The sequence below is a fragment of the Pseudomonas sp. LS.1a genome (genome assembly GCF_022533585.1).
Classification (GTDB): domain Bacteria; phylum Pseudomonadota; class Gammaproteobacteria; order Pseudomonadales; family Pseudomonadaceae; genus Aquipseudomonas.
This window is the reverse complement of sequence record NZ_CP092827.1, coordinates 5,536,098-5,555,462: the sequence shown is the minus strand read 5'-3', so window position 1 is coordinate 5,555,462 and position 19,365 is coordinate 5,536,098. Positions and strand designations below refer to the sequence as shown.

The following is a 19,365-nucleotide window of genomic DNA, read 5'->3' as shown; positions in this document are numbered from 1 at the left end:
ACGGGCGACACTGGCACCAGATTGCACATTGTTCCCACAAATAGCATGCGCCCTCGCCACGCAGTTGCACATTTTTCGAGCAACGCGTCAGGTGGGTATGCACCGAAATTGTGCATGTTTTCCATGCTGGCGACTGGCCAATCCCGACCAAATCACATAACTCGCTGTTTTCCCGTGCGTTGGCAGAACTGGCAAGGTTTCTGCAATGACCCGTATGAGCCATGCACTGATGCAGTTCCTTGTGACCAGGCAGTGCGCACGCGGAGCCGGATGCCGACGACGCGTTACAAAGCCAAGCGCTGCGCTTAGACTTGAGACGGGTTTGTTTTCCTGGGGCAAGTCCACCAAATCGGGAGAGAGTTTCATGAAGCTAGTCACAGCCATCATCAAGCCGTTCAAGCTGGACGACGTGCGCGAGTCGCTGTCGGAAATCGGCGTGCAGGGCATCACCGTCACCGAAGTCAAAGGCTTCGGTCGGCAGAAGGGCCACACCGAGCTGTATCGCGGTGCTGAATACGTGGTCGATTTCCTGCCCAAGGTGAAGATCGATGTCGCCATCGATGACAAGGACCTTGATCGGGTAATCGAAGCCATCACCAAGGCAGCCAACACCGGCAAGATCGGTGACGGCAAGATTTTCGTGGTGAATCTGGAGCAGGCGATCCGTATCCGTACCGGCGAAACCGATACCGACGCGATCTAAGCAGCAACAAAGCCTCACCAAACCCAACGCCCCAGGAGAAAACAACATGACTCTGCGTAAGATCGCAGGGCTAGGAGCCCTATTGTCCCTCGTAATGCCCGGGCTTGCCCTGGCCGAGGAAGCTGCCCCAGCGCTGAACTCCGGCGACACCGCCTGGATGCTGACCGCAACGGCGCTGGTGCTGTTCATGACCATTCCGGGTCTGGCCCTGTTCTATGGCGGTATGGTGCGTTCCAAGAACGTGCTGTCGGTGATGATGCAGTGCTTTGCGATCACTGGCCTGATGAGCATTCTCTGGGTCATCTACGGCTACAGCATGGCCTTCGATACCACCGGTATGGAAAAGGGCGTGCTCAACTTCAATTCCTTCGTCGGTGGCTTCTCCAAGGCGTTCCTCAGCGGCGTCACGCCCTCGAACCTGACCTCGGCTGCCGCACTGTTCCCTGAAGCGGTATTCATCACCTTCCAGATGACCTTCGCCATCATCACCCCGGCATTGATCGTCGGTGCCTTCGCCGAGCGCATGAAGTTCTCCGCGATGCTGGTGTTCATGGGCATCTGGTTCACCCTGGTCTATGCGCCGATCGCGCACATGGTCTGGAGCGGTGACGGTGCGTTGATGTGGGACTGGGGTGTGCTGGACTTCGCCGGCGGCACTGTAGTGCACATCAACGCCGGTATCGCTGGCCTGGTCTGCTGCCTGGTGCTGGGCAAGCGCAAGGGCTACCCGACCACCCCGATGGCCCCGCACAATCTGGGCTACACCCTGATGGGCGCGGCCATGCTGTGGATCGGCTGGTTCGGCTTCAACGCAGGCTCTGCCGCTGCCGCCAACGGCACCGCCGGCATGGCCATGCTGGTGACCCAGATCGCCACTGCCGCCGCGGCCCTGGGCTGGATGTTCGCCGAGTGGGTCGGCCACGGCAAACCGAGCGCCCTGGGCATCGCCTCGGGTGTGGTCGCCGGCCTGGTCGCCATCACCCCGGCTGCCGGCACCGTGGGCCCGATGGGCGCCCTGGTGATCGGCCTGGTCTCGGGCGTGATCTGCTACTTCTGCGCCACCAGCCTCAAGCGCAAGCTGGGCTATGACGACTCGCTGGACGCCTTCGGCGTGCACGGTGTCGGCGGTATCATCGGTGCCATCCTCACCGGCGTGTTCGCGGCACCGGCCCTGGGTGGCTTTGGCGCGGTCACCGACATCGGTGCCCAGGTCTGGATCCAGGCCAAGGGCGTGATCTTCACCGTGGTCTACACCGCCATCGTCACCTACGTGATCCTCAAGGTGCTGGATCTGGTGATGGGCCTGCGGGTCAGCGAAGAAGAAGAGTCGGTCGGCCTCGACCTGGCTCAGCATAACGAGCGCGGCTACAACCTGTAACTGCGGCGCGGTAAAAACTTGCCCGGCTTGCCGGGCATTTTTTTTGCCAGATTTTTAGCATTTCCCGCACGGCAAACGGTTTATCCGACACGTTCGCGACGTAGGCAGAAAACTTACAAAACGCAGAGCATTCATGGTGCTTTGTTTTTTCCGCTGGCGCGCTAGAATGCGCGCCGAAGGGTGTTTGACGAGTAGTCCACACGCTTCGCCAGCCTTTGCTAGGCTTGCCAATAGCGTGTGGCCAGCAGGGGCTAAAGGATTTGTCAGGTCCTGCCAGGAGCAGGGCCTGCCGGGTGCCGCCTCCCATCAGGAGCGCTGACCCAAGGGCAGTGGCCTAACCCACGGCCAGTTGATTTTTCACTGGTGGCTGCCGGTCTACGGCTGCACTGGTCTATAACTAACCTGCTTTTCGCAAGTCATGAGGTAGAACATGAGCGACGACGATCTGGAAAATGATGACCTCGAAGTAGGCGACGAAGACGAGGGCGATGAAGGCCTCGAAGCGGCAGCCGACGATGGCGCCGAAGACGCTGGCGATGACGACAGCAGCCCGGCACCCGTTGCCAAGGGCAAATCCAAGGCGGCGGTCTCGGTAGACGAGATGCCGAGCATGGAAGCCAAGCAGAAGGAGCGTGACGCCCTGGCCAAGGCCATGGAAGAGTTCCTCGCTCGCGGTGGCAAGGTTCAGGAAGTCGAGGCCAACGTGGTCGCCGACCCGCCCAAGAAGCCGGACAACAAGTACGGCAGCCGCCCTATCTGAGTGGCTGATCCAAAAAAGCCCGCCGTCGCTGCGGGCTTTTTTGTGCCTGTGGGTTTTGTTTTGCCTGTGCCGGCCTCTTCGCGGGTAAACCCGCTCCCACAGGGACGGCGCAGGACCTGAGGGCAGTGGTGAACCTGTGGGAGCGGGTTTACCCGCGAATGGGCCGCGCAGCGGCCCCTGTCAGCGCCAGCGCGCGAGGATGTCGGGCAACTGCGACAGGCGCTGGATCTCGGCATCCGGCGCCTGCTCGCCTACCCAGGGCTTGCCCAGGGGGTTGAACCACACCGCCCGCAGCCCGGCACGCTGGGCACCGGCGATGTCATCGCCGGGGTGGTCGCCAATGTGCACCGCCGCGCTGGCCTCCACGTCACCGCGGCGCAGGGCTTCGAGGAACGGCGCCGGGTCCGGCTTGCCGATGCCGAGATCCTCGGCACACAGGGCAAAGCGGAAATAATCCGCCAGCCCCAGCCGGCTCACGTCGGCATTGCCGTTGGTGACCACGCCCAGGGTGTAGTGATGGCGCAGGATCTCCAGCACCGGCTGCACCTCCGGGAAAATCTCTACCTGGTGGCGGGCATGCAAGAACACTTCAAAGCCTTCATTGGCCAGTTCCTGCGCATGCTTTTCGCTGTAGCCGACTTCTTCCAGTGCATGGAACAGCACCCGTCGGCGCAGGGCGCTGATACGGTGCTTCAGGCCGGGTTCGGCTTGCACCAGGCGCTCGCGGATGGCGAACAGGTGCTCCACCGGCACGCCGCCAAGGATTGGGGCGTTGGCTTCGAGCCAGTCGCGCAGCACGACTTCCGCGCTGGCGATTACCGGCGCGGTATCCCACAGGGTGTCGTCGAGGTCGAAGGTGATCAGCTTGATGCTCATGAGTCTGTGCCTTTGCTGCGTTTGGCCCGAGGGTGGGCGCTGTCGTACACCGCGGCCAGGTGCTGGAAGTCCAGGTGGGTGTAGATCTGCGTGGTGCCGATGTCGGCATGGCCGAGCATCTCCTGCACCGCGCGCAGGTCCTGGGACGATTCCAGCACATGGCTGGCGAAGGAGTGGCGGAGCATGTGCGGGTGCAGGTGCTGGCCCAGCTCGCGCTCACCGGCTGCTTTCACCCGTTGTTGAACGGCCCGTGGGCTGATGCGGTTGCCCTGGCGGGTGATGAACACTGCGCGGTCGCGCGGGTTGCCGATGCCGCGCAGGCGGTACCAGGCCTGCAAGGCCTCGCGGGCCTTGCGGCCAACCGGTAGCACGCGGGCTTTGCCGCCCTTGCCCAGCACCTGCACCAGGCCGGCGGCGAGGTCGAGGTGATCGAGGTCGAGGTTGGTCAGCTCGGACAGGCGCAGGCCCGACGAATAGAACAGTTCGAGGATAGCCTGGTCGCGACGGGCGATGAAGTCATCGTCGACCCCGCCATCAAGCAGTTGCAGGGCGCGGTCGGTATCCAGCACCTTGGGCAGCCGGCGTTCGCCCTTGGGCGCACTCAGGCCGCTGGCCGGGTCGTGCTGGCACAGGCCTTCGCGGTTCAGGTAGCGGTACAGGCCGCGCACTGCCGACAGCAGCCGCGCCAGGCTGCGCGATGACTGGCCATGGTGGTGCTGGCGGGCGATCAGCTGGCGCAGCTGCTGAATCTGCAGCGCCTGCCAGCCGGCAATGCCGTGTTCCTTGCAGTAGGCGACGACCTTGTCCAGATCGCGACGGTAGCCCAGCAGGGTGTGCTCGGACACCTGGCGCTCATTGCGCAGGTGTGCGCAATAAGCCTCCAGCTGGCGTTCCATCAGCGTACCGGGCGCAGGGTCTGGGTAACGCGTGGCACAACGCGGCCAAGTACTTCGGCGATGTAGCCGAGGAACAGGGTGCCGACGCTGCTCTTGTAGTGTTGCGGGTCGCGGCTGCCGATCGCCAGCACCCCGTGCAGGCCCTGGTATTCCAGGGCAGCCACGGCGCTGGAGCCTACTTCCCGGCGCTGTTCTTCACCGAACAGGAAGGCCAGTTCGTGCTCGCGCAGGTTGCCGCTGACCGTCTTGCCGCCGCCCAGCAGGGCTCCGATGGCCTGCTGTGCTTCGGCGTTGCTGACCCAGCGCCCGACCGGCGCGACGTTTTCGCCGAACAGGATCAGGCTGACGAAGGGCACCTGGAATTCCTGGCGCAGGCTGTCTTCGACCGCCATCACCACTTCTTCCAGGTTGCCGGCGTCGAGCAGGTCGAGGATCAGCCGGCGGGTCTTGTCGAACAGCCGGTCGTTGTCGCGGGCTACATCCATCAGTTGCGACAGGCGGTGGCGCATCTCGATGTTGCGGTCGCGCAGCAGCTTGAGCTGGCGCTCCACCAGCGACACGCTGTCGCCACGCTGGTGGGGGATGCGCTGTTCGATCAGCAGCTCGTCGTGTTCGGCGAAGAAGGTGGGGTGGGCGCGCAGGTAGGCGACCACCGCTTCGGCATCGAGCTCAGCGGACTGCTGGGGTACAACCTGGGGCTGATCGGTCATGGCGGTTACTCGCTTAGAGACGAACCTGTCCTTCGTAGACGCGTACGGCCGGGCCAGTCATCACAACGGGCTTGCCGGGGCCGGCCCATTCGATGTGCAGGCGGCCACCGGGCAGGTCGAGGGACACCGGGGAGTCCATCCAGCCCTGGCTGATCGCTGCCACGGCGGCGGCGCAGGCGCCAGTGCCGCAGGCCTGGGTTTCGCCCGCGCCGCGTTCCCACACGCGCAGGTTGGCGCGGTGGCGGTCGATGACCTGGAGGAAGCCGGCATTCACCCGCTGCGGGAAGCGCGGGTGGTTCTCGATCTTCGGGCCCAGTTGGTGCACGGGGGCGGTACGCACGTCGTCGACACGCAGCACGGCATGCGGGTTACCCATGGACACGGCGGCAATCGAATGCACCTGGCCGTCGACTTCCAGTGGGTAGCTCAGCGCCTGCTCGTCGGCGACGAAGGGGATTTCGGCAGGGATGAAGCGCGGTGGCCCCATGTCGACACTGACCTGGCCGTCATTCTGCACGTCCAGTTCGATGATGCCGCTCTTGGTTTCCACGCGGATACGCTTTTTCGCGGTCAGGCGCTTGTCCAGCACGAAGCGGGCGAAGCAGCGCGCACCGTTGCCGCACTGCTCGACCTCGGAGCCGTCGGCGTTGAAGATGCGGTAGCGGAAGTCCACTTCCGGGTTGTTCGGTGCCTCGACGATCAGCAACTGGTCGAAGCCGATGCCGGTGTGGCGGTCACCCCATTGCTTGGCGTGCTTGGGCTGGATGTGCGCGTGCTGGCTGACCAGGTCGAGGACCATGAAGTCGTTGCCCAGCCCATGCATCTTGGTAAAACGCAGCAGCATGGGCTTACTCCGGCAGCAGGCTTTCGCCAGCGTACAATTCGGCGATGGTCTCGCGGCGGCGTACTTCGAAGGCCTGGTCACCGTCGACCAGGATTTCAGCGCAACGGCCACGGGTGTTGTAGTTGGAGCTCATGACAAAACCATAGGCGCCCGCGGACTGTACGGCCAGCAGGTCACCTTCGGCCAGGTTCAGCACGCGGTCCTTGCCGAGGAAGTCGCCAGTCTCGCAGATCGGGCCGACCAGGTCGTAGGCACGGCCTTCGCCTGTGCGTGGCTTGACCGCACTGACGCCCATCCAGGCCTGGTACAGGGCCGGGCGGATCAGGTCGTTCATCGCCGCATCGATGATGGCGAAGTCCTTGTGTTCGGTGTGCTTGAGGTATTCCACGCGGGTCAGCAGGACGCCGGCGTTGGCCACGATATAGCGGCCCGGTTCGAACACCAGTGCCAGGTCGCGGTCGCCAACGCGTTCGCGGATGGCCTTGATGTAGTCGCCCACCAGCGGCGGCTCCTCATCGCGGTAACGTACGCCGACACCGCCACCCAGGTCCAGATGGCGCAGGTGGATGCCGCACTCGGCCAGGCGGTCGACCAGCACCAGCAGGCGGTCGAGGGCATCGAGGAAAGGCTCGACGGTGGTCAGCTGCGAGCCGATGTGGCAGTCGACACCGACCACTTCCAGGTTCGGCAGCTGCGCGGCGCGCACGTAGATGGCCTCGGCATCGGCGATGGCGATGCCGAACTTGTTTTCTTTCAGGCCGGTGGAGATGTACGGGTGGGTGCCGGCGTCGACGTCCGGGTTGACCCGCAGCGAGACCGGGGCAACCTTGCCCATCTCGGCGGCCACCACTTGCAGGCGCTCCAGTTCATCGGTGGATTCGACGTTGAAGCAGTGCACGCCGACTTCCAGGGCACGGCGCATGTCGTCGCGGGTCTTGCCAACGCCGGAGAACACCACGCGGTCGGCACGGCCGCCAGCGGCCAGCACGCGCTCCAGCTCACCGCCAGAGACGATGTCGAAGCCTGCGCCCAGGCGCGCCAGCACGTTCAGTACGCCGAGGTTGGAGTTGGCCTTGACCGCAAAGCACACCAGGTGCTCGGTGCCTTGCAGGGCGTCGGCGTAGCTACGGTACTGGGCCTCGATGTGGGCACGCGAATAGACGTAGGTCGGGGTACCGTAGCGTTCGGCGATGGCCGACAGGCCCACGCCTTCCGCGAACAGCTCGCCGTCGCGGTAGTTGAAAGCGTTCATCTGGTTTCCTTACTGCGCTGGCGACTGCTCGGGCTCGGACTGCAGCTCGGGCTGCTGCGTCGGGGCCGGCTTGGCTTTTGGCTGGTACTGGTGCGACTTGTGGCTGGCCTTGCCGTCCTTGCCGTCTTCAGGCAGGTACAGCGGGCCTTTCTGACCGCAGGCCGAAACGAGGCAGGCAACAGCGACCAGCGCCGCGAGGGAGGAAATCAGGCGCTTCATGGGTGAAATCCTTAGAAATATGCAGTATTGCGACCGAGTATACCGAGCGACCGACGGCTTGCCTATGCAAGGGCCGGCCCGCCGGGCGGGCTATTCTTACCGCCTGCAAAGGCCCTTTCGCGGCTAAAGCCGCTCCCACAGGTACTGCACTGGCCTCGGGCCTTGCGTTACCCCTGTGGGAGCGGCTTTGGCCGCGAAGGGGCCTGTGAAGGTAGCGGCTAAACCTTTGCATTCGGCGGCAAGCGCCCGTATCTTGCCGGGCTTGCCTGTAACGCAGCCAATTTCGAGGTTCCTGCAATGAGTTTGAGTGAAGCGCGTTTCCATGATCTGGTCGACGCGACCCAACAGGCCCTGGAAGACCTGTTCGACGAGAGCGGCCTGGACCTGGACATGGAAAACTCCGGCGGCGTCCTCACCGTCAAGTTCGAGGGCGGCGCCCAACTGATCTTCAGCCGCCAGGAGCCGCTGCGTCAGCTGTGGCTGGCCGACCGCTCCGGCGGTTTCCACTTCGACTACGACGAAGACAGCGGCAAGTGGGTGTGCGAGAAGAGCGAGGAGCTGCTGGGCGAAATGCTCGAGCGCATCGTCTGGGAGCGGGCCGGCGAGAAGCTGGACTTCGACGAGATCTGACATGAGTAGCACCCAGACCCGGCCGCCCAAGCCGCTCTACAGCAATGTCAGCCCCGCCGTGCCGTCGCCCTGCATCAGCGTTTGCCGGCTGGACGAACAGCGGGTCTGCACAGGTTGCCACCGGCATGTCGAGCACATCCGCGAATGGCGCTCGGCCGATGACGAGCGGCGCCGGCAGATTTGCCGCGAGGCCCAGGCCCTGCGCGACCAGGCTAAGGCACACTGATCGCAAGGGCTTGAGTATTTACCCGGCTGTGGTAACGTCGGGTTCTGCGTCGGTGACGCCAAAGCCTTCACAAACCCCGCCCTTGGGCGGGGTTTTGCTTTATCTGCACGATGAAAACCGCCTGTTCAAAGGAGTCTGACTGGATCATGAGCACCAAGCCTTCCCTCATCCTCACCCGATTGGACGTACAACGTCTGGAGCGTCTGATCGACAGCCTCGACGAGAGTACGCCGGGTGTGCTCGCCTTGATGGGCGAGCTGGACCGCGCCGAGCAGGTGGTCGGTCACGAGGAAGTCCCGGCTGGCGTGGTGACCATGAACTCGCGCGTGCACTGCCGTGAGGAAGCCAGCGGCAAGGATTACCACTTGACCCTGGTGTACCCGAAGGATGCCGGACCGGAAGGCAAGGTCTCGATCCTGGCGCCGATTGGTTGCGCCTTGCTGGGGTTGTCGGTGGGCGAGCAGATCGACTGGCCGGCACCGGGGGGCAAGACCCTCAAGCTGAAGTTGCTGGAAGTGGAATACCAGCCAGAAGCCGCGGGCGATTTCGACCTGTAAGGGCCATGGGGGCCGCTTTGCGGCCCTTTCGCGACACAAGGCCGCTCCCACAATGTCCGCGTAGTCCCCATGAGTTGGGTTTGCACGAACGATGCAGGAGCGGCCTTGTGTCGCGAAAGGGGCGCAACGCGCCCCTGGCAATTCAAGCCTCTTGCGCCAAAACCTGCTCCAACCCCTCGTTCAAAGCCTGCTCCAGCTCCCGCTTGTAGCGCAGGTACACCTGCGTCGACCCCAACTGGTCATCCAGCAATTCGGACAAGTCCAGGTCGGTGATGTAGCAGCGGTACTGCCCTGCACCTCGTCGCTGGCCGATGATCTGCCGGGCCACCACCGCATACAGCTGCTCACCATGCTCCAGTTCGGAAAACTCCTGCTGGTCGCAATACAGCGTCACATGGGCCGCGCCGGCCACCCCGGCCTGGATGATCGCCTGCACCTCATAGTAAGGCTGGTCGCTACCTTCGACCGGGGCCAGGCGCGGCTCGATGCTGCGGGCCTTGCCTGGCCCGGACGGCAACAGTTGCGCGTAGAGGATGTCCAGCGAGGCCGGCCGCAGGTTATCCAGCGGAAGCCGGGCATCGCGGCGCATCACCACCGAGCGCAGAAAACGCTGCAGCGGCAACAGCAGGTGGGCTTCGTCGTGCAGGGGCAGGCGTTGTTGCCACAGGGCGTTGTATTCATCCAGCACATACAGTTCGGCCCAGCCACTCTGCAGGCGGTAGAACACCTGGATGCAGGCCGGCCGGCCCTGCTCCAGCACCAGGCGCAGGTCGTGGTCCTGCAAAGCGTTGGCATCCAGGTACAGCGGGCTGTAGGCAATACGCTCTTCGCCCAGGTGCTCCAGCAGCGCCTCATGTTCGGCCAGGGTGGTCAGGCCGACATGCCCGGGCAGCAGCTCCAGCACATGGGTGTGCTGGGCCACCTGCAGCAGGTAGCGGTGGTTCAGGCCCTGGTCCAGCAGCAGCTGCACGGTGTCGAAAATTTCCTCCACGCGTTGGCCGATGGCCTGGGCGCGGCTCTGGCAGAAGCAGCGCACCCGCACCCTCGGCCGGTGGCCGCGCAGCACGGGGCTGTTGAGGAAGTCGCGCAGGCAGCGCACCAGCGCGTGCTCGCCATCAAAGCGCTGGACCAATACCTCGTTCCAGCTGTTGAGGGTGACCTGGTCCAGGGTCAGTACCAGGTTCTCGCGCACGCCTGCATAGCTCAACGAGTCGGTGCGCTCGGTGGTCATCAGGATGTTCAGGTCGCGGTGGTGACGCAGCGGGTCGATGGCGACGTTGACCAGCAGCAGCACTTCGTCGGCAACGCTGGGTTGCAGCAGGCGCACCTCGCTGACGGTCGGCAAGGGCAGGGGGATGCTTTGCTGCAGGCAGCCGACCAGGTTGAACAGCTCGTATTCGCTGAGGTCGCTGACACCCGGGTGCAGCGCCAGGCGCGTGCTGCTGTCGATCACCCCGTTGCGATGGGCCCAGGTCAGCAGTTCGAGCAGCTCGCGGCAGCGCTTGAGCGGGCTGAAGTGGTCCACCTCATGGGGGCTCAGGTTGCCGGTGTACAGCCCCCAGTGGTGGCTGCCGGGCTCCTTGCGGTTGGGCGCCTGGACCAGGGTCAGGGTACCTTCGGCCAGGTCCGGGGCGATACCCGGGTTGATCACTTCGACCTTGCCGGCGCGGCGCTCGAAGGCCGCGTAAAGCCGCCTGCCCAGCACATTGAGATCGCGCTGGTCGGCGCGGCTGCTGGCGTTCTGGGTGCGGGCGAACTGGCTGAGGAAGCGGTAGCTGTGGTTCAGTTCGGCCACCAGTTCACGGCGTTCGACGGCAACTTGCTGCACTTTCCATTGGCTGCGGCTGTCCAGCAGGGCCAGCTGGCGCTCGTCCCAGCCCCACTCGTCAGCCAGGCGTTGCAACAGTCGGCGTTGCCAGCCATTGGCCCGGGCCGGGTCGCTGAGCTTCTTGTTCACCTTCAGGTACAGGCTGCGCCGCACCAGCTCCAGGCGCGCGAATTCGCCACGCTGCAGCAGGTAGCGCTCGATACGCCGGTACACCATCACGTAGGGGTCCAGCTCGTCGAGGTCAAGCTGGTTGGCGAACACAGCCTGCTTGTAGTCCAGGCTCAGGCAGCGTACGGAGGGGTGTTCGCTGGCGTAGGCCTCGGTCAGCAGCAACTTGAGCAGCGACTTGTAGGGTGAGTCGATACCTTTGAACAGTTGCCACAAGCCGGCGCCGACGAACTCGCCGGGCGGGATGTGGGCCAGGTTGCCGAGATCGAGGGCGTCCTGACTGCGGATGAAGCGCTTGGACAGCAGGGTCTGGGTGTAGGCGTGGTAATGGTGTTCCTGGTAGACCGGCACCAGCCACCACAGCGGCGTACGCCCGGCCAGCCAGATAGTGGTGCGATAGAACTCGTCCAGCAGCAGATAGTGCTGGGTGGTGCCGCAGTCGTCGGAGCCGAGCTGGCCTTCGCGTTGGCCCTGGGCGAAACCTTGCGTGTCGATCAGGAAGAAGTGCGCCTCGGCACCCAGGCTTTCCGCCCACGCCTCCAGCAGCTGGCATTTGCGCCGCAGTTCGTCCAGCAGCTCGTCGGCCAGGCCGGGTGCATGGCACACCCACAGGTCCATGTCGCTTTGCTCGGCCTGGGCCAGCGAGCCCAGGCTGCCCATCAGGAACAGGCCGTGGATCGGCCGAGGTGAATTGCCATGGCGGGCCTTGTAGGTGAACGAGCGGGCCAGGCGCTGGGCCTCGACTACCAGGTCGGTACTTGGCTCGTAGCCCGATACGCCAGCGGGGGTGCTGCCGGAGACATAGCCCGGCAGCAGAGGGTGGTTCACATGAAACAGCAGCGGCAGCAGCGTCAGCACCTGTTGCTGGCGCGTCGACAGGCCCTCCAGGGCCCGCTGCAGCCGGCCCTGGTTGAGCCGCAGGAAGCGCGCACGCAATGTCGCCAGGACCTTGCGGTCGATACCTTCGTCCAGGTCGGGGCGGATTTCGTGGGGGTGGTTCATTGCGCACTCGGGCAGGCCAGCGGAGCTGTGGCGAGTTTAGCCTGAGTGGCGCAGGTGGATAAGCGGCAATTGAAATATTGGCGCCATTTTTCCAGCGCGCGTGGGCTGCTCCAGCTTTCGCTGCGCTTGAGGCATGATGGCGGCCTAAAGCTGATTGCGAGGTTTTCCGATGCGTGTTTGGATCGATGCCGACGCCTGCCCCAAGGCGGCCAAGGATCTGATCGTCAAGTTCGCCCTCAAGCGCAAGTTCGAGGTGGTGATGGTGGCGGGCCAGGCTGTGGCCAAACCGGCGTTCGCGATCGTGCGCCTGATCGTGGTGCCCAGCGGCATGGACGCGGCCGACGATTACCTGGTGGAGCACGCCGTGCCCGGCGAGCTGGTGATCTGCAGTGACGTGCCGTTGGCCGACCGCCTGGTGAAAAAGGGCGTGGCGGCGCTGGACCCGCGCGGGCGCGAGTTCGACGAGCGCAACATGGGCGACCGCCTGGCTGCGCGCAACCTGTTCACCGAGCTGCGCGAGCAGGGCCAGGTGGGGGGAGGGCAGGCGCCTTATGGCGAGCGTGAGAAGCAGGCGTTTGCCAATGCGCTGGACCGGATCATTGCCCGGTTATCCAAACCCTGAAGCGACCCTGCTGGCGGGGTGGGTGCGACGTGTGGGAGCGGCCTTGTGTCGCGAAAGGGCCGCGAAGCGGCCCCAGGATTTCAGCATCGCCGCATAAATTGCCGGGGCCGCGCTGCGGCCCTTTCGCGACACAAGGCCGCTCCCACAGGGACCGCGTCAGATTCTGAATCTTGCACCCGTTACTCGTGGGTCAGCTCCAGCACCCGATCCACCAGCTTGTAGATCCCGCCAGCCGCTTCACTGATCGACTTGGCCTCCATGTATGCCGGGGTAGTCACCAGCTTGCGCTGGATGTCCTCGACAATATCGTGCACATCGCACTCTTCATGGGTGCCACCCATCTTCGTCACGGCCGCCGCAGTGCCGGCGTCGCTACCAATGGTGCAGACCACGCCTGGCCCGTAGATCTTCGCCGCCAGCGCCGGCGAGATGCAGATCAGGCCAACCGGCTTGCAGGCGTCGGCAAAGGCTTCGGCCAGGGCCAGCACATCCGGGTGGACGCTGCAGTTGGCGCCTTCCACGGCAAAGTTGGACAGGTTCTTCGCCGCCCCGAAACCGCCCGGCACGATCAGCGCATCGAAGTCTTCGGCCTTGGCTTCGCGGATGTCCTTGACCTCACCGCGGGCAATGCGCGCCGACTCCACCAGCACATTGCGCGACTCGGGCATTTCCTCGCCAGTCAGGTGGTTGATCACATGCATCTGCGCAATGTTCGGCGCGAAGCACTGCACCTGCGCACCACGCTGGTCGAGGCGCAGCAGGGTGATCACGCTTTCGTGGATTTCGGCGCCGTCATAAACGCCACAGCCGGAAAGAATCACCGCTACTTTTTTTGTCATGCTTTTTACTCCAGTGTCGAGGCGCTAAATGTCCTCTAGTTTGGCAGATGTAGCCATAGGGATTCCTGCGAGCGCGGCCTAATCTTGGCGGATAACGTCTGAGGTCGTACCCATGGACCTGATCCTGCTGGCCGTGCCGTTCTTCTTCGTGCTGATCGCCGTCGAGCTGGTGGCTGACCGCGTACGTGGCCAGCGCAACTTCACCCTGGCCGACTCGATCAACAGCCTCAGCACCGGCGCGCTGTCGACCAGTACCGGCTTGCTGACCAAAGGGGTAGGGCTGGTGACCTATGCCCTGGCGTTCGAGCACCTGGCGCTGCTGCGCCTGCCACCGCAGGCCTGGTGGGTGTGGCTGCTGGCCTTTGTCCTGTATGACTTCTGCTACTACTGGCTGCACCGTCTTGGCCACGAGCGCAACGTGCTGTGGGCTGCGCACTCGGTGCATCACCAGAGCGAGGAGTACAACCTCACCACGGCGCTGCGCCAGACCAGCAGCGGGTTCATCTTCTCGTGGCTGTTCTACCTGCCGCTGGCGTTGCTCGGTGTGCCACCGCTGGTGTTCATCACGGTGGCCTCGCTCAACCTGCTGTACCAGTTCTGGGTGCATACCCGGCACATTCCCAAGCTGGGCTGGCTCGAGTGGGTGTTGATCACGCCATCCAACCATCGCGTCCACCATGCGCAAAATCCTGCTTACTTGGATCGCAATTATGGCGGCGTGTTCATTCTCTGGGACCGTCTGTTCGGCACCTTCAAAGAGGAGGACCCCGCCGAACCGGTGGTGTTCGGGGTGACCACGCCGCTGGCCAGCTGGAACCCGTTGTGGGCCAACCTGCAGTTCTATGCCCAGCTCTGGCACGATGCCCGGCGCGCCGGCAGCCTGTGGGACAAGCTGCGTATCTGGTTCATGCCCACCGGCTGGCGCCCGGCCGATGTGGCCGCACGCTACCCACAGGCCAAGCAGGACCTGGCGTTGTTTCGCAAGTTCGAGGTGGCCCTGGGCCGCGCGCAGCAGGCCTATGTGGCGGCGCAATTCGTGGTTTACGTGGCGCTGGGCAGCTACCTGATGGATGTGGCCGAGCGCGTGCCAACCGCCGCACTGGTACTCGGCTGGGCGCTGATGGCGTTTGGTTTGTTCGTGCTGGGCGCGCTGCTGGAGAACCGGCCATGGGCCGTGCGCCTGGAGTGGGTACGGCTGTTGGCGAATGCGCCGGCGCTGTACCTGGCCGGCGCACTGGGCTTAGCGGTGGTCGTGCCGCTGGCCTGGTTCCTGCTCGTGGCTTACAGCCTGCTCAGCCTCTGGGGCCTGGGGCATGCCCGCCGCCTTGCGCTCCGCGCGCAACGTGCGGAAGCGCCGGCGCAGCCACAGCAGGCCGCCCAGCGCCAGCAGGCCGCCGAGCACCCATAGCTCGTAGCGCTTCACATTGCCCAGCAGGCCTTCGAGGATGGCGCCGAAGTGATACGCGGCCGCGCCCAGGGCCACTGCCCAGATGGCCGCGCCGATACCGTTCAGCAGCAGGTAGCGGCGTGGCGGGTAGCCAGACAGACCAATGGCCACCGGCATGACCGTGCGCAGGCCATAGACGAAGCGGAAACTCAGTACCCAGATGTCGGGGTGGCGACGGATGTGGTCCAGCGCCCGGTCACCCATCGCCTGCCAGCGTGGTTTGCGTGCCAGGATCCTGCGCCCGTGGCGACGGCCCATGAAGTACCACAGCTGGTCGCCGGCATAGCTGCCGAAAAACGCCACCAGGCACACCAGATTGATGTCCATGTAACCGCGGAACGCAAGGAACCCCGCAAGCACCAGAATGGTCTCGCCTTCGAAGAAGGTGCCTAGAAAAAGGGCGAAGTAGCCGAAATCCTGCAGGAATTGTTGAAGCATTTTCTGAGGTGCTGGCGAAATGAACGCGAAGCCTACCCCTTCGCGCGCGTTCGTGAAAGTGTCCAAATGTGTCTCGACATGAACAATTCCTGCTCGGAGAATGCCAGAAGCCATGCGCCATGGCTTGCCCTGGTGTGTAACACAGGCGTCATAATGGGCGCTTATCTTGCCGCTCAATTGATGATAGGGCGTTAACGTCCTCAGGAACGCCAGATGAATAATGAAGTGCTAACCCCTGTCGCGATCAAGGATGCTCAGGAAATCCCCGAAGAGATGGTGCAGACCCCGCCAGACCTGCCGCCGACGCCCGTGCCTGCGGCAGAACCGGTGGCAGAGCCTGCGGCTCCGGCGCCCGCACCGGCCCCGGCGATCATCGTCCCAGGCCTGGACGACAGCAGCCTGTACATTCATCGCGAGCTCTCGCAGCTGCAATTCAATATCCGTGTGCTGGAACAGGCGCTGGACGAGAACTATCCGCTGCTCGAACGCCTCAAGTTCCTGTTGATCTTCTCCAGCAACCTCGACGAGTTCTTCGAGATCCGTGTCGCCGGCCTGAAGAAGCAGATCAACTTCGCCCGTGAACAGGCCGGCGCCGATGGCCTGCAGCCGCACCAGGCACTGGCGCGCATCAGCGACCTGGTGCACAGCGAAGTAGAGCGCCAGTACGCAATCCTCAACGACGTGCTGCTGCCCGAGCTGGAAAAACACCATATCCGCTTCATCCGCCGCCGTTACTGGACACCCAAGCTCAAGACCTGGGTGCGCCGTTACTTCCGCGACGAAATCGCCCCGATCATCACCCCGATCGGCCTGGACCCGACCCACCCGTTCCCGCTGCTGGTGAACAAGAGCCTCAACTTTATCGTCGAGCTTGAAGGTGTCGACGCCTTTGGCCGCGATTCGGGCCTGGCGATCATCCCGGCCCCGCGCCTGCTGCCGCGGGTCATCCGCGTGCCGGAAGATGTGGGGGGGCCAGGCGCCAACTACGTGTTCCTGTCGTCGATGATCCACGCGCACGCCGACGACCTGTTCCAGGGCATGAAGGTGAAAGGCTGCTACCAGTTCCGCCTGACCCGTAACGCCGACCTGGCGCTGGACTCCGAAGAAGTCGACGACCTGGCCCGCGCCCTGCGAGGTGAGCTGTTCTCGCGCCGCTATGGTGACGCCGTGCGCCTGGAGGTGGCCGACACCTGCCCGAAACACCTGTCGGACTACCTGCTCAAGCAGTTCAGCCTCAGCGAAAGCGAGCTGTACCAGGTCAACGGCCCGGTCAACCTTACCCGCCTGTTCAGCATCACCGGCCTGGACAGCCATCCCGAGCTGCAGTACACCCCGTTCACCCCGGCGATCCCCAAGCTGCTGCAGAACGCCGACAACATCTTCAGCGTGATCGGCAAGCAGGACATCCTGCTGATGCACCCGTTCGAGTCCTTCACCCCGGTGATCGACCTGCTGCGCCAGGCCGCCAAGGACCCGCACGTGCTTGCCGTGCGCCAGACCCTGTACCGTTCCGGAGCCAACTCGGAAATCGTCGACGCGCTGGTGGACGCGGCGCGTAACGGCAAGGAGGTCACCGCGGTGATCGAGCTGCGGGCGCGCTTCGACGAAGAGTCCAACCTGCAGATGGCCAGCCGCCTGCAGGCTGCCGGTGCGGTGGTGATCTACGGTGTGGTCGGCTTCAAGACCCACGCCAAGATGATGCTGATCCTGCGTCGCGAGCAGGGCGAGATCGTGCGTTATGCGCACCTGGGCACCGGCAACTACCACGCCGGCAACGCCCGCCTGTACACCGACTACAGCCTGCTGACCTCCGACGACGCCCTCACCGAGGACGTCGGCAAGCTGTTCAGCCAGTTGATCGGTATGGGCAAGACCCTGCGCATGAAGAAACTGCTGCACGCGCCGTTCACCCTGAAGAAGGGCATGCTCGACATGATCGCGCGGGAAACCCAGTTCGCCCTCGAAGGCAAGCCGGCGCATATCATTGCCAAGTTCAACTCGCTGACCGACGCCAAGGTCATCAAGGCGCTGTACAAGGCCAGCCAGTCGGGCGTGAAGATCGACCTGGTGGTGCGTGGCATGTGCTGCCTGCGCCCAGGCATTCCGGGGGTTTCCCACAACATCCAGGTGCGCTCGATCATCGGCCGCTTCCTCGAACACACCCGGGTGTTCTACTTCCTCAATGGCGGCGAAGAGCAGATCTACCTGTCCAGTGCCGACTGGATGGAACGCAACCTCGACAAGCGCGTCGAGACCTGCTTCCCGGTGGAAGGCAAGAAGCTGTTGCTGCGGGTGAAGAAGGAACTGGAAGGCTACCTGACCGACAACACCCACGCCTGGACCCTGCAGCCGGACGGGCGCTACGTGCGCAGCACGCCGACCGGCAACCAGAACCCGCGCAGTGCCCAGGCGACCCTGCTGGAGCGCCTGAGCAACCCGGTCCTCAACGTACGCTGAGGACGAAGCCGACCCGGGCCAGCCACTCTGCCTCGTTGGCGAAGTCGGCCTGGGTCAGCTGGTTCTGTTCCAGCCAGCCCTCCGGGAAGGCCACATCGAGGCTGCTGTCGGCAGCCTTGAGCTCGACCTTCGGCATCTGCTGGTTGCCACGGATGTGGTGGAACAGGATGGCGAAGCGCAGCAGCACGCACAGGCGCAGCAGCTTGACCCCTTCCTCACCCAGCTCGGCGATCTTGTCCTTGGGGATGTTGCGGCGGTGGCCGCGCACCAGCAAGGCCATCATCTGCTGGTCCTCGCGGGAGAAGCCCGACAGGTCGGAGTGCTCGATCAGGTAGGCGCCGTGCTTGTGGTAGTGGTAGTGGGCGATATCCAGGCCGATTTCGTGCACTTTCGCTGCCCAGCCGAGTAGATCGCGCCAGTTCCCGTCTTTCAGGTCCCACGCGTCGGCCACCTGGTCGAAGGCGTGCAAGGCCTTGCGCTCGACGCGCGCGGCCTGGCCCTGGTCCACGTGGTAGCGTTCCATCAGCGAGTTCAGGGTGCGTTCGCGCACGTCTTCGTGGTGGTGGCGGCCCAGCAGGTCGAACAGCACGCCTTCGCGCAGGGCACCGTCGCAGTGGTCCATGCGTTGCAGTTCCAGGGCATCGAAGATCGCTTCGAGAATCGCCAGGCCCGCCGGGAAGATGGTGCGGCGGTCCGGCTTGACGCCTTCGAAGTCGATCTTGTCGACCTCGCCCAGCTTGAACAGTTTGCGCTTGACCCAGGCCAGCCCCTCGGCGTTGACCTCGCCATTGCCCAGGCCGCCAGCCTTGATGGCGGCGCCGATGGCGCGAATGGTGCCGGACGAGCCGATGGCCTCGTCCCAGGTCAGACGGTGCAGGGCATTCTCGATGCTCATCAGTTCCAGGCGCGCAGCAGTGTAGGCCTGGGCGTAGCGGGCCGGGGTGATCTTGCCGTCGCGGAAGTAGCGCTGGGTGAAGCTGACGCAGCCCATCTGCAGGCTTTCGCGCAGCAGCGGCTCGAAGCGCTGGCCGATGATGAACTCGGTACTGCCGCCGCCGATGTCGGCCACCAGGCGTTTGCCCGGGGTGTCGGCCAGGGTGTGCGACACGCCCAGGTAGATCAGGCGCGCTTCTTCACGGCCGGAGATCACCTCGATCGGGTGGCCGAGGATGGCTTCGGCGCGCTGGATGAATTCGTTGCGGTTGCGCGCTTCGCGCAAGGCGTTGGTGCCGACGATGCGTACCGAGCCTGCCGGCATGCCGTTGATCAGCTGGGAAAAGCGCTTGAGGCAGTCCAGGCCTCGTTCCATGGCTTCTTCGCTGAGCATGCGCTCTTCGTCGATGCCGGCGGCCAACTGAACCTTCTCGCCGAGCCGCTCGAGAATGCGGATTTCGGTATGGTGGGCCTTGGCCACGACCATGTGAAAGCTGTTGGAGCCAAGGTCGATGGCGGCGATCAGGGACAGGTTCTTCGCGATGGTATGCGGCATGATCTGGTTTTTCTCGGTCGTTAA

18 protein-coding genes and 1 pseudogene are annotated in these 19,365 nt (G+C 64.2%); 9 read left to right on the top strand and 10 right to left on the bottom strand.

The window, feature by feature from the left end; genetic code table 11:
* The first annotated feature begins 364 nt into the window (after nucleotides 1-364).
* The 3 genes from glnK (at nucleotide 365) to sutA (ending at nucleotide 2,841) form a co-directional block, all read left to right on the top strand.
* Entirely contained in the window at nucleotides 365-703 is a 339-nt protein-coding gene (glnK, locus tag MKK04_RS25585; protein ID WP_002555808.1) for a P-II family nitrogen regulator, read from the top strand.
* Nucleotides 704-749: 46 nt separating this feature from the next.
* On the top strand, nucleotides 750-2,081 hold the full coding sequence (locus MKK04_RS25580) for an ammonium transporter (protein ID WP_207837580.1): 1,332 nt from the start codon (nucleotides 750-752) through the stop codon (nucleotides 2,079-2,081).
* A 430-nt stretch (nucleotides 2,082-2,511) separates the two neighbouring features.
* Entirely contained in the window at nucleotides 2,512-2,841 is a 330-nt protein-coding gene (gene sutA, locus MKK04_RS25575; RefSeq protein WP_063912190.1) for a transcriptional regulator SutA, read from the top strand.
* A 180-nt stretch (nucleotides 2,842-3,021) separates the two neighbouring features.
* Here the strand turns inward: sutA and MKK04_RS25570 are convergent, their stop codons facing one another.
* Genes MKK04_RS25570 through lptM form a run of 6 tightly spaced genes read right to left on the bottom strand, consistent with a single transcriptional unit; the run spans nucleotide 3,022 to nucleotide 7,638 of the window.
* Entirely contained in the window at nucleotides 3,022-3,717 is a 696-nt protein-coding gene (locus MKK04_RS25570) for an HAD family hydrolase (RefSeq protein WP_207837582.1), read from the bottom strand.
* The gene (gene xerC, locus MKK04_RS25565; protein ID WP_025341073.1) at nucleotides 3,714-4,613 is read right to left on the bottom strand and encodes a tyrosine recombinase XerC; all 900 of its coding nucleotides are present in this window, start codon (nucleotides 4,611-4,613) and stop codon (nucleotides 3,714-3,716) included. The genes MKK04_RS25570 and xerC overlap by 4 nt, the downstream gene beginning before the upstream one ends.
* Entirely contained in the window at nucleotides 4,613-5,323 is a 711-nt protein-coding gene (locus MKK04_RS25560; protein ID WP_207837584.1) for a DUF484 family protein, read from the bottom strand. The genes xerC and MKK04_RS25560 overlap by 1 nt, the downstream gene beginning before the upstream one ends.
* Before the next feature lie 13 nt (nucleotides 5,324-5,336).
* The gene (dapF, locus tag MKK04_RS25555) at nucleotides 5,337-6,167 is read right to left on the bottom strand and encodes a diaminopimelate epimerase (protein WP_063912186.1); all 831 of its coding nucleotides are present in this window, start codon (nucleotides 6,165-6,167) and stop codon (nucleotides 5,337-5,339) included.
* A gap of 4 nt (nucleotides 6,168-6,171) precedes the next feature.
* Nucleotides 6,172-7,419, bottom strand: a complete 1,248-nt coding sequence (gene lysA / locus MKK04_RS25550) for a diaminopimelate decarboxylase (protein WP_207837586.1) — start codon at nucleotides 7,417-7,419, stop codon at nucleotides 6,172-6,174.
* Between the two features lie 9 nt (nucleotides 7,420-7,428).
* Nucleotides 7,429-7,638 carry an LPS translocon maturation chaperone LptM gene (gene lptM, locus MKK04_RS25545; RefSeq protein ID WP_207837588.1) on the bottom strand — a complete coding sequence of 70 codons (210 nt, stop codon included), beginning with the start codon at nucleotides 7,636-7,638 and terminating at the stop codon, nucleotides 7,429-7,431.
* A 297-nt stretch (nucleotides 7,639-7,935) separates the two neighbouring features.
* On the opposite strand from lptM, the gene cyaY reads away from it, so the two are divergent.
* The 3 genes from cyaY (at nucleotide 7,936) to rnk (ending at nucleotide 9,051) form a co-directional block, all read left to right on the top strand.
* A complete protein-coding gene (gene cyaY, locus MKK04_RS25540; protein ID WP_014592812.1) occupies nucleotides 7,936-8,268 on the top strand; it encodes an iron donor protein CyaY in 333 nt (110 codons plus the stop codon).
* A gap of 1 nt (nucleotide 8,269) precedes the next feature.
* Nucleotides 8,270-8,494: a DUF1289 domain-containing protein gene (locus MKK04_RS25535; RefSeq protein WP_207837590.1), complete on the top strand. Its 225-nt coding sequence runs from the start codon at nucleotides 8,270-8,272 to the stop codon at nucleotides 8,492-8,494.
* A gap of 146 nt (nucleotides 8,495-8,640) precedes the next feature.
* Complete coding sequence (gene rnk / locus MKK04_RS25530) at nucleotides 8,641-9,051, top strand: nucleoside diphosphate kinase regulator (RefSeq protein WP_087500868.1); 411 nt, start codon at nucleotides 8,641-8,643, stop codon at nucleotides 9,049-9,051.
* Between the two features lie 142 nt (nucleotides 9,052-9,193).
* Here rnk and MKK04_RS25525 read toward each other — a convergent pair whose 3' ends face one another.
* Nucleotides 9,194-12,049 (bottom strand): class I adenylate cyclase, encoded by a 2,856-nt coding sequence (locus tag MKK04_RS25525; protein WP_241106085.1) that lies wholly within the window; start codon nucleotides 12,047-12,049, stop codon nucleotides 9,194-9,196.
* 169 nt (nucleotides 12,050-12,218) lie between these two features.
* On the opposite strand from MKK04_RS25525, the gene MKK04_RS25520 reads away from it, so the two are divergent.
* Complete coding sequence (locus tag MKK04_RS25520; RefSeq protein WP_013974739.1) at nucleotides 12,219-12,671, top strand: YaiI/YqxD family protein; 453 nt, start codon at nucleotides 12,219-12,221, stop codon at nucleotides 12,669-12,671.
* A gap of 179 nt (nucleotides 12,672-12,850) precedes the next feature.
* On the opposite strand, the gene elbB is transcribed toward MKK04_RS25520, so the two are convergent.
* Nucleotides 12,851-13,510 carry an isoprenoid biosynthesis glyoxalase ElbB gene (elbB, locus tag MKK04_RS25515; RefSeq protein ID WP_233694030.1) on the bottom strand — a complete coding sequence of 220 codons (660 nt, stop codon included), beginning with the start codon at nucleotides 13,508-13,510 and terminating at the stop codon, nucleotides 12,851-12,853.
* Between the two features lie 112 nt (nucleotides 13,511-13,622).
* Here elbB and MKK04_RS25510 point away from each other — a divergent pair.
* Nucleotides 13,623-14,249 (top strand): annotated as a pseudogene (locus MKK04_RS25510) (sterol desaturase family protein); the annotation flags it as partial.
* Nucleotides 14,250-14,750: 501 nt separating this feature from the next.
* Here the strand turns inward: MKK04_RS25510 and MKK04_RS25505 are convergent.
* Nucleotides 14,751-15,395, bottom strand: coding sequence for a DedA family protein (locus MKK04_RS25505; RefSeq protein WP_172827492.1), 645 nt, complete (start codon nucleotides 15,393-15,395; stop codon nucleotides 14,751-14,753).
* 213 nt (nucleotides 15,396-15,608) lie between these two features.
* Between MKK04_RS25505 and ppk1 the strand changes: the two genes are divergently transcribed.
* The gene (ppk1, locus tag MKK04_RS25500; protein WP_241106084.1) at nucleotides 15,609-17,852 is read left to right on the top strand and encodes a polyphosphate kinase 1; all 2,244 of its coding nucleotides are present in this window, start codon (nucleotides 15,609-15,611) and stop codon (nucleotides 17,850-17,852) included.
* Here the strand turns inward: ppk1 and ppx are convergent.
* Entirely contained in the window at nucleotides 17,839-19,341 is a 1,503-nt protein-coding gene (gene ppx, locus MKK04_RS25495; RefSeq protein ID WP_063912176.1) for an exopolyphosphatase, read from the bottom strand. The two genes, ppk1 and ppx, sit on opposite strands and share 14 nt — an antisense overlap.
* Nucleotides 19,342-19,365: the final 24 nt, after the last annotated feature.

Excerpts from the sequence above, each read along its gene's own strand:
- glnK (WP_002555808.1), top strand. The coding sequence starts at position 365 with ATGAAGCTAGTCACAGCCATCATCAAGCCGTTCAAGCTGGACGACGTG.
- MKK04_RS25580 (WP_207837580.1), top strand. The coding sequence starts at position 750 with ATGACTCTGCGTAAGATCGCAGGGCTAGGAGCCCTATTGTCCCTCGTA.
- sutA (WP_063912190.1), top strand. The coding sequence starts at position 2,512 with ATGAGCGACGACGATCTGGAAAATGATGACCTCGAAGTAGGCGACGAA.
- MKK04_RS25570 (WP_207837582.1), bottom strand. The coding sequence starts at position 3,717 with ATGAGCATCAAGCTGATCACCTTCGACCTCGACGACACCCTGTGGGAT.
- xerC (WP_025341073.1), bottom strand. The coding sequence starts at position 4,613 with ATGGAACGCCAGCTGGAGGCTTATTGCGCACACCTGCGCAATGAGCGC.
- MKK04_RS25560 (WP_207837584.1), bottom strand. The coding sequence starts at position 5,323 with ATGACCGATCAGCCCCAGGTTGTACCCCAGCAGTCCGCTGAGCTCGAT.
- dapF (WP_063912186.1), bottom strand. The coding sequence starts at position 6,167 with ATGCTGCTGCGTTTTACCAAGATGCATGGGCTGGGCAACGACTTCATG.
- lysA (WP_207837586.1), bottom strand. The coding sequence starts at position 7,419 with ATGAACGCTTTCAACTACCGCGACGGCGAGCTGTTCGCGGAAGGCGTG.
- lptM (WP_207837588.1), bottom strand. The coding sequence starts at position 7,638 with ATGAAGCGCCTGATTTCCTCCCTCGCGGCGCTGGTCGCTGTTGCCTGC.
- cyaY (WP_014592812.1), top strand. The coding sequence starts at position 7,936 with ATGAGTTTGAGTGAAGCGCGTTTCCATGATCTGGTCGACGCGACCCAA.
- MKK04_RS25535 (WP_207837590.1), top strand. The coding sequence starts at position 8,270 with ATGAGTAGCACCCAGACCCGGCCGCCCAAGCCGCTCTACAGCAATGTC.
- rnk (WP_087500868.1), top strand. The coding sequence starts at position 8,641 with ATGAGCACCAAGCCTTCCCTCATCCTCACCCGATTGGACGTACAACGT.
- MKK04_RS25525 (WP_241106085.1), bottom strand. The coding sequence starts at position 12,049 with ATGAACCACCCCCACGAAATCCGCCCCGACCTGGACGAAGGTATCGAC.
- MKK04_RS25520 (WP_013974739.1), top strand. The coding sequence starts at position 12,219 with ATGCGTGTTTGGATCGATGCCGACGCCTGCCCCAAGGCGGCCAAGGAT.
- elbB (WP_233694030.1), bottom strand. The coding sequence starts at position 13,510 with ATGACAAAAAAAGTAGCGGTGATTCTTTCCGGCTGTGGCGTTTATGAC.
- MKK04_RS25505 (WP_172827492.1), bottom strand. The coding sequence starts at position 15,395 with ATGCTTCAACAATTCCTGCAGGATTTCGGCTACTTCGCCCTTTTTCTA.
- ppk1 (WP_241106084.1), top strand. The coding sequence starts at position 15,609 with ATGAATAATGAAGTGCTAACCCCTGTCGCGATCAAGGATGCTCAGGAA.
- ppx (WP_063912176.1), bottom strand. The coding sequence starts at position 19,341 with ATGCCGCATACCATCGCGAAGAACCTGTCCCTGATCGCCGCCATCGAC.